The 13,645-nt window shown below is 37.8% G+C and carries 19 protein-coding genes; 10 read left to right on the top strand and 9 right to left on the bottom strand.

From position 1 onward, the window contains the following. Nucleotide 1: 1 nt before the first annotated feature. Nucleotides 2–319: a rhodanese-like domain-containing protein gene (locus ACWYN3_RS29865; RefSeq protein WP_456217565.1), complete on the bottom strand. Its 318-nt coding sequence runs from the start codon at nucleotides 317–319 to the stop codon at nucleotides 2–4. Nucleotides 320–488: 169 nt separating this feature from the next. On the opposite strand from ACWYN3_RS29865, the gene ACWYN3_RS29860 reads away from it, so the two are divergent. The 4 genes from ACWYN3_RS29860 to ACWYN3_RS29845 all read left to right on the top strand — a co-directional run bounded on the left by ACWYN3_RS29860 (nucleotide 489) and on the right by ACWYN3_RS29845 (nucleotide 2,887). Beyond that, nucleotides 489–1,574, top strand: coding sequence for a DUF4407 domain-containing protein (locus ACWYN3_RS29860; protein ID WP_456217564.1), 1,086 nt, complete (start codon nucleotides 489–491; stop codon nucleotides 1,572–1,574). A gap of 124 nt (nucleotides 1,575–1,698) precedes the next feature. Next, the gene (locus tag ACWYN3_RS29855) at nucleotides 1,699–2,067 is read left to right on the top strand and encodes a hypothetical protein (protein ID WP_456217563.1); all 369 of its coding nucleotides are present in this window, start codon (nucleotides 1,699–1,701) and stop codon (nucleotides 2,065–2,067) included. 68 nt (nucleotides 2,068–2,135) lie between these two features. Next, complete coding sequence (locus ACWYN3_RS29850; protein WP_456217562.1) at nucleotides 2,136–2,690, top strand: M20/M25/M40 family metallo-hydrolase; 555 nt, start codon at nucleotides 2,136–2,138, stop codon at nucleotides 2,688–2,690. After that, complete coding sequence (locus tag ACWYN3_RS29845; RefSeq protein ID WP_456223198.1) at nucleotides 2,579–2,887, top strand: M28 family peptidase; 309 nt, start codon at nucleotides 2,579–2,581, stop codon at nucleotides 2,885–2,887. The genes ACWYN3_RS29850 and ACWYN3_RS29845 overlap by 112 nt, the downstream gene beginning before the upstream one ends. A gap of 102 nt (nucleotides 2,888–2,989) precedes the next feature. Here the strand turns inward: ACWYN3_RS29845 and ACWYN3_RS29840 are convergent, their stop codons facing one another. Together ACWYN3_RS29840 and ACWYN3_RS29835 are read right to left on the bottom strand one after the other, a co-directional pair. Next, nucleotides 2,990–3,397, bottom strand: a complete 408-nt coding sequence (locus ACWYN3_RS29840; protein WP_456217561.1) for an N-acetyltransferase family protein — start codon at nucleotides 3,395–3,397, stop codon at nucleotides 2,990–2,992. After that, the gene (locus ACWYN3_RS29835) at nucleotides 3,394–3,957 is read right to left on the bottom strand and encodes a thiamine pyrophosphokinase (protein ID WP_456217560.1); all 564 of its coding nucleotides are present in this window, start codon (nucleotides 3,955–3,957) and stop codon (nucleotides 3,394–3,396) included. Before ACWYN3_RS29835 ends, ACWYN3_RS29840 begins: the two co-directional genes overlap by 4 nt. 135 nt (nucleotides 3,958–4,092) lie before the next feature. Here ACWYN3_RS29835 and ACWYN3_RS29830 point away from each other — a divergent pair, with 135 nt between their 5' ends. Beyond that, nucleotides 4,093–4,686: a hypothetical protein gene (locus tag ACWYN3_RS29830; RefSeq protein ID WP_456217559.1), complete on the top strand. Its 594-nt coding sequence runs from the start codon at nucleotides 4,093–4,095 to the stop codon at nucleotides 4,684–4,686. Nucleotides 4,687–4,697: 11 nt separating this feature from the next. Then, nucleotides 4,698–5,249, top strand: a complete 552-nt coding sequence (locus ACWYN3_RS29825; RefSeq protein ID WP_456217558.1) for a hypothetical protein — start codon at nucleotides 4,698–4,700, stop codon at nucleotides 5,247–5,249. Nucleotides 5,250–5,309: 60 nt separating this feature from the next. Here ACWYN3_RS29825 and ACWYN3_RS29820 read toward each other — a convergent pair whose 3' ends face one another. The 6 genes from ACWYN3_RS29820 to ACWYN3_RS29795 are packed head-to-tail and all read right to left on the bottom strand — an operon-like array spanning nucleotide 5,310 to nucleotide 9,991. After that, the gene (locus tag ACWYN3_RS29820) at nucleotides 5,310–5,540 is read right to left on the bottom strand and encodes a RagB/SusD family nutrient uptake outer membrane protein (RefSeq protein WP_456217557.1); all 231 of its coding nucleotides are present in this window, start codon (nucleotides 5,538–5,540) and stop codon (nucleotides 5,310–5,312) included. Then, nucleotides 5,537–5,734 carry a RagB/SusD family nutrient uptake outer membrane protein gene (locus tag ACWYN3_RS29815; RefSeq protein ID WP_456217556.1) on the bottom strand — a complete coding sequence of 66 codons (198 nt, stop codon included), beginning with the start codon at nucleotides 5,732–5,734 and terminating at the stop codon, nucleotides 5,537–5,539. Before ACWYN3_RS29815 ends, ACWYN3_RS29820 begins: the two co-directional genes overlap by 4 nt. Next, nucleotides 5,727–6,797: a RagB/SusD family nutrient uptake outer membrane protein gene (locus ACWYN3_RS29810; RefSeq protein ID WP_456217555.1), complete on the bottom strand. Its 1,071-nt coding sequence runs from the start codon at nucleotides 6,795–6,797 to the stop codon at nucleotides 5,727–5,729. Before ACWYN3_RS29810 ends, ACWYN3_RS29815 begins: the two co-directional genes overlap by 8 nt. A 14-nt stretch (nucleotides 6,798–6,811) precedes the next feature. After that, on the bottom strand, nucleotides 6,812–8,524 hold the full coding sequence (locus ACWYN3_RS29805) for a SusC/RagA family TonB-linked outer membrane protein (RefSeq protein ID WP_456217554.1): 1,713 nt from the start codon (nucleotides 8,522–8,524) through the stop codon (nucleotides 6,812–6,814). 10 nt (nucleotides 8,525–8,534) lie between these two features. Then, the gene (locus ACWYN3_RS29800) at nucleotides 8,535–9,584 is read right to left on the bottom strand and encodes a TonB-dependent receptor plug domain-containing protein (protein WP_456217553.1); all 1,050 of its coding nucleotides are present in this window, start codon (nucleotides 9,582–9,584) and stop codon (nucleotides 8,535–8,537) included. Further along, nucleotides 9,581–9,991, bottom strand: a complete 411-nt coding sequence (locus ACWYN3_RS29795) for a carboxypeptidase-like regulatory domain-containing protein (RefSeq protein WP_456217552.1) — start codon at nucleotides 9,989–9,991, stop codon at nucleotides 9,581–9,583. Before ACWYN3_RS29795 ends, ACWYN3_RS29800 begins: the two co-directional genes overlap by 4 nt. A gap of 400 nt (nucleotides 9,992–10,391) precedes the next feature. Between ACWYN3_RS29795 and ACWYN3_RS29790 the strand changes: the two genes are divergently transcribed. The 4 genes from ACWYN3_RS29790 to ACWYN3_RS29775 all read left to right on the top strand — a co-directional run bounded on the left by ACWYN3_RS29790 (nucleotide 10,392) and on the right by ACWYN3_RS29775 (nucleotide 13,600). Then, entirely contained in the window at nucleotides 10,392–11,498 is a 1,107-nt protein-coding gene (locus ACWYN3_RS29790; protein ID WP_456217551.1) for a sensor histidine kinase, read from the top strand. 127 nt (nucleotides 11,499–11,625) lie between these two features. After that, on the top strand, nucleotides 11,626–12,267 hold the full coding sequence (locus tag ACWYN3_RS29785) for a LytR/AlgR family response regulator transcription factor (protein ID WP_456217550.1): 642 nt from the start codon (nucleotides 11,626–11,628) through the stop codon (nucleotides 12,265–12,267). Between the two features lie 156 nt (nucleotides 12,268–12,423). Beyond that, nucleotides 12,424–13,101 carry an efflux RND transporter periplasmic adaptor subunit gene (locus ACWYN3_RS29780; RefSeq protein WP_456217549.1) on the top strand — a complete coding sequence of 226 codons (678 nt, stop codon included), beginning with the start codon at nucleotides 12,424–12,426 and terminating at the stop codon, nucleotides 13,099–13,101. A 121-nt stretch (nucleotides 13,102–13,222) separates the two neighbouring features. Beyond that, nucleotides 13,223–13,600, top strand: coding sequence for an efflux RND transporter periplasmic adaptor subunit (locus ACWYN3_RS29775; protein WP_456217548.1), 378 nt, complete (start codon nucleotides 13,223–13,225; stop codon nucleotides 13,598–13,600). Nucleotides 13,601–13,645: the final 45 nt, after the last annotated feature.

Below are 13,645 nucleotides of genomic sequence, written 5' to 3'. Positions count from 1 at the left end.
CTTAGTAAACTGGCATGCTAGGATCAAATGCCGCCTGCCACGCAAGAATACCACCTTTTAAATTATAAAGGTTTGTAAAACCGTGAAGCTGCTCTAACTGCATTACTGCCGCGGCACTGCGTTTACCGCTTCTGCATTGCATAATTACTGGTTTATCAGTAGCAATTTTATCCACTTCAATCAGAATTCCTCCTAAAGGGATATTTTCACCGTTCAGGTTTGAGGTATCATATTCGAAAGTTTCTCTTACATCAATCAGTTGAAAATCTTCCTTGTTATCTATTTTTTGTTTCAGTTCTTCTACGCTAATTTCTTTCATCTTTTATGCTTTTAAATGGATGGTTCATTATCCATATATAATTTCCAAATATAAAGTTTATCAATAACTTATCTGCTAAACACACGTCAAATTTTATGGTTTCGGCTTATACGTTGTAACAACTAAGAATGCCGGGCGTTTAATAGTATTCTTTCTTAACTTTGTTATTATGGATGCTCTGTCACGTTTCTTCTGGTTCTGCTCTGGAATACACCAGCCTACATTAGAGAAGCACCCTACCGAACACACTAAATATGTTGGTATTGGCGCAACTATTTTCTTTACCGGTTTATTTGCCGCATTGTCTGGCGGATATGCCATGTACTTTGTTTTTAAGGGTGATACTGCCGCTGTCCTTTTTGCCATATTTTTCGGCATACTCTGGGGGCTTGCTATTTTTAACATGGACCGCTATATCGTGTCCAGTATCAATAAGAATTCTTCTTCAACCAGGCAGATTTTGCAGGCAACCCCGCGTATATTACTGGCCATTATGATTGGTATGGTAATTTCACGCCCGTTAGAACTTAAAATCTTCGATAAGGAGATTAAAGAGCGGCTAAAAGTAAGTTATCTGAATAATCAGCGTTCAAAGATCGACACCTTAAATAAGGCTTTCACAAATAAATATACCATAGAGCTGAACAAGCTGAAGGAATCTAAAGCGCAGCGGGATTCTTTGGAAAGCGGGATCAAATCTGACAGACAAAAGCTTAACTTTGAAGTCTTCGGCACCAAAACAACTGAAACATCAGGGGTAATGGGGTATGGCCCTTATGCAAAAAGAAAAGAAGAAGAATTAAAACAAAGACAACAAAACCTGGATTCGCTGAATGCGGATGTAAGAAGGATGGAGCATTTTGTGGATGGCAGAAAGCAATTTGATGGTTTATTATCCGAACGGCTTTACACAGGCAAACAATTGGATAGTTTAACAAATATTGCCGGATTCGCCGATCGCAACTGGGCATTAGGGCAATTAAGCTTTAATACGAATGGCAGCCGGGATACGACAACTGCACTGGCTGTTACATTCATCGGCCTGCTCTTTATCTTCTTTGAATGTTTGCCCGTTTTTGTGAAAATGATGAGTTCCAGAGGTCCATACGACAGGTCAGTTGAAAATCTTGAGACTAGTCAGATCCATACTTCGGAGAAAGACAGGGATTTTGAGATTGAAGTTACCGATGGAGTGCATGATACGAGAGTAGAAACAGCAATAGAGAATCAAAAAGAAACATTAACTAAATTATGATGAAATACTTTATTACCCTTTAATCTTACTTTTTATCGCCCGAACGGCAACAGCCCAGGATATTGATAAAATTATCTCTAAAGATTACGTAGACAACCTGATTAAAACCCTGAGTAGTGATGATATGCAGGGAAGAGCAACATTTAGTCCCGGGATTGATAAAGCTGCAACCTTTATTGAAGCTGAGTTCAAGAAAATTGGATTGCAACCATTAAAAGGTGCCGCAAGCTACAGACAAACTTTCTATAAATACCAGGTTAAACCAACATCAGCAGAAGTATCTATTGACGGAAAAGCTATCACTCCGGCCGAAGTAGCTATTTGGGGAAATACTGCTGCCACTCTGAATTTAGACAACACAAACAGCGATGGCTGGGTAAAACTTGATCCTTCAAAGTCATTCAGAGAACAATACAGGCTTTTAGTACGCAACAAAAAACGTCAGCTGGTTCTGGTAGATAAAAAAAATTCACCAATGAATTTAACCAGTTAAAGGACTACGTTTCAAAAGCTGCTGTTGTAGACGAAGAAACCGTAGATCACGCTAATCCATCTGTTTTAGTGCTGGTATTATCTTCTGATACGACTTTAAAAACCTTCAATGTTTCCTTAAAAAACAACATCGATAAATTACCACTGTTTAATGTTGCAGGAATTATTCCCGGGAAATCAAAAGCCAAAGAATTAGTGGTCTTTTCCGGACATTACGATCACCTGGGCATAATTCATTCAGCAGATCAGGACAGCATTGCAAATGGTGCAGACGATGACGCTTCTGGTACTACAGCAATGATAGCCCTTGCCAAATATTATAAAAAACTGAACAACAATGAGCGCACACTTATTTTCGTTGCTTTTACAGCGGAGGAAATAGGAGGTTTTGGTGCAAGATATTTCTCACAGCAATTGAATCCTGATGAAGTTACCGCAATGTTTAATATTGAGATGATCGGGAAAGAAAGTAAGTTCGGAAAAAATACAGCTTTCATTACCGGTTTTGATAAATCAGATTTGGAAAGATCCTGCAAAAGAATCTGGAAGGAACGGCATTTACTTTTCATCCTGATCCTTATCCGCAACAGAATCTGTTCTACAGAAGTGACAATGCTACTCTAGCTGCTTTAGGTGTACCTGCGCATACGATTAGTACTGATCAGATAGATACAGACAAACTGTATCATACAGTAAAAGATGAATACAGCTCCCTGGATACTGATAACATATTATCCACGATTAAAGCAATTGCTAAAAGTGCGATAACTATTGTAAAAGGTACAGATACGCCGACCAGAATACCTAAACTAACTAATTAGGATTTTACAGGTACCAAAGGCAGTGCCATCACATAATCATTCATTAGGAAACCGTTGCCAATTTCAATGTCGACGGTTTCTTTAATAATGAAACCAGCCTTCTCATAAAAATCTTTTTGCCTTATTGTAACGGTTTACATTTAACTCCAGGCTCACTGCACCAGCTTCTATAGCTTTATTCCGCACTTCGTTAACCAGAAGTTTACCCAATCCTTTTCCGTGAGCCTCAGGCAGAACATATAACTTATGTAATTTGACCACACTGCGCTCTCCGCGTGTTTCTAATGAATAAGATACAAAAGCAAGATCGGTGTCTCCTTCCTGTGCAATCAAAAAAGTGTGACCTTCCATCAGCTGCTGCGTTAAGGCAACGATATTGTAAAATTTATCAAGCATAAAGTCAACCTGCTCCTGACCAATCAGGTGCGTATAAGTTGGCCCGTATGTAATTGTACCGATCCGCTGAATAACAGGCAGATCTTCTTCTTTCGCTTTTCTTAGAGTAATCATATCTTTTCCGTTAAAAACACGTATTCAGTACTAAAGGTGAATTCTACAAAACCATCCTTCACTACTTCAAATCCTCGCTCTTCTTTTTGCATCAGGTTCGTTGCTTCAAAATAGGAAACTACATCAATCAAAAAAACACTTCCTGCAGGCTTCCAAACATTAAACCCTGTTTTAACAGCATATGATTTTTCCGTTGCTGTAAATAGAACAATGTTGATTTTGGGAAGATAGAAAGCCAGATCTGACAATGCTTTCTGATCATCAATGATATTTACAGCTGGGTATTTTTCTGAAATCAGATAATTTAATACTGTATTGTATTCGTCTCCCGGGCCAATAATAGACTTCGTGTTTTCCTGGGGAACTAATCCTTCTACATTATTTAAAATAACGTCTACTTTTAATCCCAGGCTCAGAACTTTTTCATAAATGGCACCATTGACGATTAAAGTAGGGCTCCATTCCAGGATCTGTCCCAAATACTCTTCATCAAAATTGCCCAGGTTGTGAATATATAAGGCTGGCTCCTGTTTTTCTCTGACTATATGATGCGATGACATCCTGCTAAGATATTAATTGATTACCGGAAAGCTAAATGATTATTTTAATAACTTCAGGAGATAACAGGAAAACATTCAACTACATTTACTGTTATCCTATAAATATCATATGTATAAATTAACACTTTACTCCTGATGACACCACTACTTACTTTTGCGCAAAACGAAAAGCAAGATGAGTTCTATTTGAATAGCAAAAATGAAATTACAACTACAAAAAGTGATTTCAAATGTGTTAAAAACGAGGAATTGTCGAGAGAATATGCACTGTGTTATGATTGTCTGAACGCACAGCAAAAAATCGCAAAACAACTCAATATGAATCTGCATGTTTCAGCAGTACTCAAAAAAGGGATAAATCCAATATATCTGGGCAATGCTGAATATAGTGATTATCTGACAGGCGATCTGAAAGATGGAAAACCCTATAATGGTTTTTTTAAGCAGACAAACGTTGGTAGCCCCTGGCTGATTTTCGACTATTATAAAAATGGAAAGCTAATTGAGCAATGGTATAATGACCTCTATAAGCTGATGATGACTGAACAAGATAACCAGACAGCCTTCACGACTGTCGATAAAAAAAACAGCTTCATCAATGGTGTTTTGGAGAACGGTATAGAAATTCTCCAGTTCGGGTCAAGGGTGGTTCTGGAGATATCGTCCGTACGGTTAACAATTCAAAAACAGAAGCTTTCAGGATTGGTCTTTTTGGATCGCATGCCGTAGAACTGATCGTCGTGACTTTAATTCCACATGGCTACTTGCTTGAACATGCAGGAGAAAATGGAATGAGAATCACCTTTAGTCCAGGAGGAAGGAAAATAGAAGATTTAACTCCGGATAATAAAACTGAAAAAACCACTATATATAGGTATTATGATTTTTCAGATCAGGACAACATTGATAAAAAAAGGTTTTACTCCTATTTTCAGAGAAATAACAAACTTTACCTTGAGCAAGCTGCAGAAAAAGAAAGTCAGAACAATGAGAGAGAATACAGCCGTAAGCTGAAAAAACTTTCCATGTATTTATACGACGACCGGGGCAAGCCACTGGACAATGCCTTTTTTAAGGAATTTCTAGCAGATAACAATGATGGCCTGGGCGTATACATGGGTAGTTGTGGTGTTTATGACGGTAAAGTAAGCGGCTTCGTTTATAAGGCCGGGGACATTGAAGGAACCTATACACTTGATTATTACAGCGACGGAAAGATTCAGCCATGGAAATCTGATGTAAAAAATAAAACCCTTCAGGAGCTCACCGCTGTTCTAAAGTCATCAGAATAGATTTTTGCAAAAAAAAGAGGCTATCCTATTGGGATAGCCTCTGAATACTATAAAAAAACACTACGGGTTTTGTCCACCTTTACCAATCAATGGATTTGTATTGATTTCATCCTGAGGAATCATCCATTGCCATCTCACATCACCAGCAACTTCATTTAAAGTTTGTGCAAGTTCAGTAGTATGATTAGATTTAGTTCTGTCTAAAGCAGAATTCTGACGCTTAAGATCCGTAAAACGGAAACCTTCGCCCCATAATTCAATACGACGCTGAATTAGAATTTCATTAATCAAATCGTCACCTGTTTTGGTTGATAAAGCATATTTAGCATCTCTGTATTAGCTAATATAAACAATGCAGCCTGTGCCGGACCAGTTTGACCAGCTCTTGCTAAAGCTTCAGCTTCAATAAGGTACATCTCAGCAGTACGCATGTGTACAACATCACCTACACTAGTTTTACCGGCTACCAGGAATTTTCTATTCATATATGGTTTTTCTTGCGCCATTTGGTGCAATTGGGAAATCTTTATTTGTACCTGTTGGATCCCAAAGCCCTCTTCTTACATCTGTAAGCGAGATCTTATCATACAATACGGAGTTAATCGCTTTAGGATTTGCCCTGATATTACTAGAGTTAAAATTAGCAGACATATAAGCGAAGAAAGAAGAGAAACCAGAACTCTGATCTTCAATTTGTTTACTTCCCCAAATCCATTCAGGATTTTCAGAAGCATTAAATCCGCTTTTATATTGTTCGTTATTCATTAATGGGCTACCAGCTCTTGCCGCTACAGCATTAGCCGCAGCAACAGTCCATTGCCCCTGAGTTAAGGCAACTCTTGCTTTAATACCTTTTGCTACTTTCAAATCAAAGTGAGATTTGTTAGCTCTTGCTGGTGTGGTACCGAAAATAGCGATAGCTGCATCTATATCCTTATTTACCTGCGTATAAACCGCTTCAACAGTTGCTCTTGGTTGTGGTGTAATATTCGCAACTAGTACAATAGGTATACCAGCTTGTGTGTTATTGCCATCTGCATCATAACGTTTGGCATATAACTGCACAAGGATAAAATGGGCCCATGCTCTATAGGTTAGTGCTTCGGCCATAATTACATCCTTCTCTACCTGTGGACCTTCGGCGGCATCTACCTTTTCAATGATTTTATTTGCATTTACTATGACTGTATAATAGAATTTGTAAGCATATTTATCACTCGCACTGGCGGCATTTCTGTGGTCTATCCATTGGTAAACACGATTATACCAGCCGTTACCAGCTGCAGTCATTACAACATCTTCTCCCAACATGTCAATCATGATTTTCATACCAGATTCTCCACCCTGATCCTGATAATCAGTATCAAACTGCTTATACATCATCCGATGAATACCATTTAAGGCTCCCATGATATTAGTTGTATTCTTAAACACAGTAGCATCGTCTGCCCTGTCAGTTGGAACCGTTTCCAAAAAAGACTTTTTACACGATGCAAAGGTCAATGCAATCAGTAAAAAAGAAAGTATTTTATATTTTAAATTTTTCATCCGTGCTTAATTAATTAAAATGCAACATTTAAACCCAATGTAATTGTACGCGTTGGTGAATAACCAGCCGAAACAGTTCCTGTATAAGAAGAACTAGGATCAAGACCTTTACGTTTAGACAATAAGAATAAGTTTTCTCCACCAACATAAACCCTTGCACTTTTAAGTTCAGCTTTTGCAATTAATGCTTTTGGTAAACTATAAGAGAAAGTTGCCGATCTGAAAGCCAGGTAAGAAGCATCAATTAACCAGCGGTCTGAGGCTGCATTATTGGAAACAGACGTACGTACAACATCCAAACGTGGTACATTAGTAATATCACCTGGATTTTTCCACGCATTTAATGCATCAACGTGCAATGCTCCTCCATATGAACCATAAGACATTAACCCGCCATAAGATGAGTCATAAACTTTACCGCCAACCTGGTAATTAACCATAAATGAAAACTGGAAATCTTTATAGCTAAACGTATTAGTAATACTTCCTGCAAATTTTGGAATAGCAGTACCTGCATAACCAAATTCTGCCTTACTCTGATCTGTGGTATAATCTACCCCGTTAATGGTTCTGTTTTTCGACGCATCGCCAGCAGGAATGTTCTTATCTCTTACATATAATGAAAGTCCATCAGCAGGGTCTACACCAGCCCATTTTCTTAACCAGAAATCATACCTGGAATGACCAACTTCTAACTGCTTGGTTCCACTCACAATTACTGGTGTTTCATCAGCTAGTTGTGTAATTCTATTTTTAACTGCAGTCCAGTTGATATTGGCATCCCATTTAAAGTTCTTTCTTTTAATAATGTCTCCGCCAATTTCAATCTCGATACCTTTATTGTACATACTTCCAACATTTCTGGCAATCGTAGAGACTCCACTGGAAAGTGGGTTAGGTACATTAAATAATAAATTATTTGATCTTCTGTCAAATACCTCCAGCGTACCACGTAACCTGTTTTTAAACAATCCGTATTCTAAAGCGATATCTGTAGAGTAATTGGTTTCCCATTTTAATGCAGGGGTCTCCAAAGTATTGATCACTAATCCACCTTCTTTGTTATTGTTATAGTTTAAGCTATAGTATGATTTATAGTTGTAGTAGATTTCTCTGCCATCAGCATCCAGTAATCTATCATTACCTACCGAACCATAAGATGTACGCAATTTCAAATAGTCTACCCAAGTGGTATTTTTCATGAAGTTTTCAGCAGAAATTAACCAGGAAGCTCCCAACGAGAAGAAGTTACCCCATCTTGTATTCGGCCCGAACTTAGATGAACCATCACGCCTGAATGAACCGTTAGCAAAATACTTACCATCGTAGTTATAATTTAACTGCGTGAAATAAGATTCAAGGTTATAAACATTTTTATAGCCATTCAGATCACTTGTTGTAGTAAAATTAATCAGTTCCGTATTTCCATCTAAAACCTGACCATTTCTTTCTCCTGTCAGATAAGAATAATCATATTTATAGTTTTCATGACCCGCAAGAAAATCAAAATTACTTTTCTCAATAGTTTTATTGTAATTCAAAACCTGAGTTGAAGTGAATGAGGTTGTTGTAGAACGAACATTGTCAGCAGCCCCCGATGGAGCTCCGTCACCTACAAACTTGTTATTATAACCATTCGCGCTAAAATTCGTTACGTCTACATTAAGTTTCTGAGTGAATTTAAAATCTTTCAGGAAAGTAATTTCTCCATAAGTTCTTGCACTCAAAGTATTTATTTTAGTTAAATCGGTGTTTAAAAGTGTTTCTTGTACAACGTGTCTGTCTGCCACTACTTGCACCAGAAGGACGTTTATCACCTAAATCGTATACTTTATCACCGTTTTTATCTGTAATGAATGCTCCAGAAGCATCATGCATATAAACTGGATAGATTGGACCTATATTACGCGCAAAATAGAAAAGATTGTTATAACCTGTTGTTGCTGTCGTTCCCTGAGAGTTTAAGGTTTGACCACTCGCTCTGTTGGATTTAGTCAGGTTTCCTGAAATATTTAAACCTGTTTTGAACCATGTCAATGGATTTGCATTAAGGCTAATACGACCAGTAACCCTGTTATAATCTGAACGCTGAACGTATCCCTTGTCATCCAGATAACCTAGTGACATGAAATAGTCGGATTTTTCAGAAGCACCACTGTAATTGATATTCGCATCTGTTCTTTTACCAACACGTCTTAATGGTTCTGTCCAGTCAAAGTCATTATATAAAAGCTTTGCATCTGGATTTAACAATCCATTAGTACCTACAATAGCACCATCAGCGACGTTGAAAGGATTATATCCTAAAGCGCCTTTAATGGATGAACTAGCTTTTATTCTGGCAGCCGCATCACTTTCCCCTTTAAAAACGAGGTTGTTTTTATAAGCCTCCCATGCCAGAGGATAATATTGATTTGCGTCAACTCTTTCATATTCAGGAATTCCTCTTGAGCTTACGCCCTGAGTAATATTCACCCCTAACTGATCGCCGCCTTTTTTACCTTTAATTGTGGTTACAATCACGACACCATTCGCTGCACGTGATCCATATAAAGCCGATGCAGAAGCATCTTTCAAAATTGAAATATTCTGAATATCATTAACATTCAGATTTGCAAGATCTCCATCATAAGGTGCACCATCAACTACGTATAATGGTACATTTGACGCATTAATAGAACCAAAACCACGAATACGTATAGATCCTGCAGCACCTGGCTGACCACTTCCTGCACTAGACATCACACCAGCAGAAGATCCTGACAGTGCGCTGTTAATATTAGTCAATGGTCTCTCTCCAGCTCTTTTTTGCCAATCTGAGCTACTGAACCTGTAATGGCTTCTTTCTTTGAAGTTCCATAAGCGACATTAATCACAACCTCACTTAAAGACTTAGAATCTTCACTTAATGCGGCATTAATCACTGTATTTGATCCTACCGTCTGTTCTTTAGTAGTATAACCGATTGCTGAAAAAACAATCACGTCTGTTGGAGTTACCGGCCCTACAATAAAGGCCCCGTTTCCATCTGTTTGAGCACCTGCAGTCTTGCCTTTCACCTTCACAGATACTCCTGGAATTGGAAGACCATCATCCTTGCCTGTAACTTTACCTTTTATTGTTGCGTTTTGTGCAAATGCAGAACTAATGCATAGCAAGCTCAACACAATAAAATTGAGTAGTTTTCTTTTCATTTAGAATAAATAAGATTAGTTATTTGTTATTTGGGGCACAATATGTAGAATAAATTATTCTTGTAAGAATAGTTAGCTAAATAAGAATTATTTATTGTATTTCAGAACTATTTTTATCAAAAAGAAAGCATTTATACCTAAAGTGTATTACAAAATAGAAAAATCTATTTAGCTAACATAAAAAAGCCATATTGAGCTGTAAGGATTACACTCCTGTTTTTTCTATCTTTGTCATATCTGTGAAAGGCCCCGTTAATGGCTGGTACTATTGAGCAACTTAAAAGACTGTTTCAGCGTGACAAATATGACGTTCAGTCAATAAGCTCATTACATTATTAATTCTGGCATTAATTTTACAGGTTGTAACCTGTTACATTGATGAATAATAAACATTAAAGCTATGGCCAAGAATAAAACAGTAAGTGAACGTGCCTTTTATCAGAATTTCAGATTTTTCATTTTACCTATAGTCTTCTTTTGTTTTTACATTTTTATTTACCTGTTAAATCCCTATGATCCATCCTGGAGCAGGTATTTTGACCAGACCCTATACACCTTACTGACTGAATGGCTGGGTGTAATGGTAGTCTGTTTTTTAATTACGGAATCCAGTTTACTCATTGCCCGATGGCTGGATCGTCATATACCATGGCTGGAATCCCCCGTATTACGTTTCTTTTGCCAGTTTTTTCTACAGATTATCAGTGCATGTATAGTCATCAGTATGCTGCTCTATATTGATCATCTCGTTTATCCGCAAAACAACAATTATTCACAGAGCGATAAAACATTCAGCTGGCAGGTTTTCATGGTAAGTATTGTGATAAGTACATTAATCAGTGCAATCTATACCGCCGACTTTTTCCTGCGTAAATGGAAAATCTCTATGCTGGAAACATCAGCACTCGAACTTAAGGCATATGACCTGAACCAGATCGCCATGCAGGCAGAACTGCAATCATTAAAAGCACAGCTCGACCCGCATTTCATGTTCAATAATTTCAGCACTTTATCAAGTCTGATTGTTGAAAACCCGGATTCTGCTCTTCTTTTCCTGGATAACCTTTCTAAAGTATACCGCTATATGATTATTAATCTGAGCAGGGATATTATTTCATTAAAGGATGAAATTAAGTTTATCAATTCTTACATCTACCTGATCAAAATAAGAGTATCAGATAATTTGCAAATTGATATAAATATACCAGAAGATTATGAAACAAAAGGCGTTCCACCGATCACATTGCAATTACTGATAGAAAATGCAATTAAACATAATATTGCATCCCGTTCGCGCCCTTTACACATTGACATCCGTATCAACGAAGATGGGTGGCTCGAAGTTTCGAATAATTTGCAGCTAGTGAATTTTCATATCCCTTCAACAAGGGTAGGGCTGAAGAATATTATTAGTCGTTACCGGCTCTTATCGGACGCTTGTCCGAAAATAACGGAGAATGAAAACACATTCATCGTTAAATTACCTTTATTAGAAATATCAGAATAATATAAAATGAATGTATTAATCATAGAAGATGAAAAACTAAACGCGATACGTCTGCAAAAAATATTGCTTGAAATAGATAGCCAGCCAGACTGAAATCATTGCGATACTCGATACGATTGCCGATAGTGTGCAATGGCTGCGGTCAAATCCACACCCCAACCTGATTCTAATGGACGTACGCCTGGCAGATGGTATCTGTTTTGAAATATTCACTAAGGTGGAGATTACTGTACCCGTTATCTTTACTACAGCTTATGATGAATATGCACTGCGTGCATTTAAGGTGAACAGCATCGACTACCTTTTAAAACCAATAGATATAGAAGAATTAAGGGGAAGTATTTCCAAATTCAAACAACAAAACACCCAGAAAATCTCTTCCGGAACAATTGAGGAAGTTGTTGCGATTATTAAAAAACAAAATCCTAATTACCGTTCCCGTTTTCTAATCCCATACAGGGATGGTTATAAAACAATTATGGTTCCTGACATCGCTTACTTTTATTCAGAAAACAAAATCACAAATATTGTGACGAGTGATGCAAAGGAACAAGCTATTTCCTATACAATGGACGAATTGGAAGAACAGCTTGATCCTGCAATATTTTTTCGTGCTAACAGACAATACCTGATTAATATCAAAAGTCTGGAGAGTATTCACAACTATTTTAACGGAAAATTGAAGCTGATACTTGCTCCTGCGGCAGCGGCCGAAATACATATTAGTAAAGAAAAGGCCAGCCAGTTTAAAAAATGGCTCGATAGCTGATTCAGTTGCGCTGAAAGTTGTTTCATCTGCCAATAAAGCGTTCTCAGTTATTTCTTCACCTTCACTTTGTCGCTTTAATCATAAAATTGCATCGTTGTAATCTGTATTTCATTAAGCAATATAGGTTTCCGCAATTATGAAAATCCTATCAGACTCATGAAAGTTGAAAACAAATCTCTTCTATTACGAAGACCGGGCATCTTATTTTGTTCCGCATTACTGATTACTGTTTTATTTGGTTGCCATTCAAAGGATGAAAACCCTGGCGGGCAGACTCCTCCACCTGCAATACCAGTAATTACGCTTGCTAAATCTGCAGCAACTACTAAAGACTATACTGGTACACTTGAAGGGAAAGTAAACGTTGAAATCAGACCTCAGGTAGATGGTTATCTGGACAAAGTTTATATAGATGAAGGTGCTTTTGTTCAGGCAGGCCAGCTACTGTTTAAAATTAACGATCAGCCTTACCAGCAGCAGTTAAATAATGCAATTGCAGTAATGCATGCCGCAGAAGCGACCCTGAGCAATACGCAGCTTGAAGTAGATAAAGTAATTCCATTGGTTAAAAGCAATGTAGTCTCACCTATACAATTGAAGACGGTACAGGCAACTTATAATGTGGCAAAAGCGAATCTTGAGCAAGCCAGAGCAGCTGTAGGATCGGCAAAAATCAACCTGGCTTTCACCAGTATCAAAGCTCCTGTTAGTGGTTTCATAGGCAGAATCCCGCGCAGACTGGGCAGTTTGGTCGGTAAAAATGACCAGCAACCATTAACAACGCTTTCAGACGTACATGAAATCTATGCTTATTTCTCAATAGAGAAAGTGTGACTTCATCAATTTCAAAGCACAATACCCTGGTAAAACGCTGACTGAGAAGATCAAACAGATACCTCCGGTTTCGTTACTTCTGGCTGATTACACTATTTACCCTCATCCTGGACATATCACCATGGTTGATGGACAGTTTGATAAAAACACTGGTTCAATTATGCTAAGGGCAACATTCCCTAATGCGGATGGCTTGTTACGTGCAGGAAATACAGGAAAAGTAAGAATCGATCAGGTTCACGAAAGCTCTTTAATGATTCCGCAAGCGTCAACAATGGAATTGCAGAACAAAGTATTTGTCTATAAGCTAATTGACAGCAATAAAATCAGCAGAGTGATGATTGATATAGCTGGTAAAAGCGGTACAGATTACATCATTAAAGGCAGTCTCAAACCTGGTGACAAGATCGTATTTACAGGGCTTGATCGCTTACAGGAAGGAATGGTTATTACGCCTGGTTCTGCATCGGCCTCTGTTAAAGCTGAAAAAATAATATAAACATAAGCCGGGTAATTGAATTATCCGGCATCATAATACAATTAC

The organism is Pedobacter sp. NJ-S-72, assembly GCF_053890575.1.
Note: the sequence above shows the minus strand (reverse complement) of the source record. Positions and strands in the feature narration are given on the sequence as shown.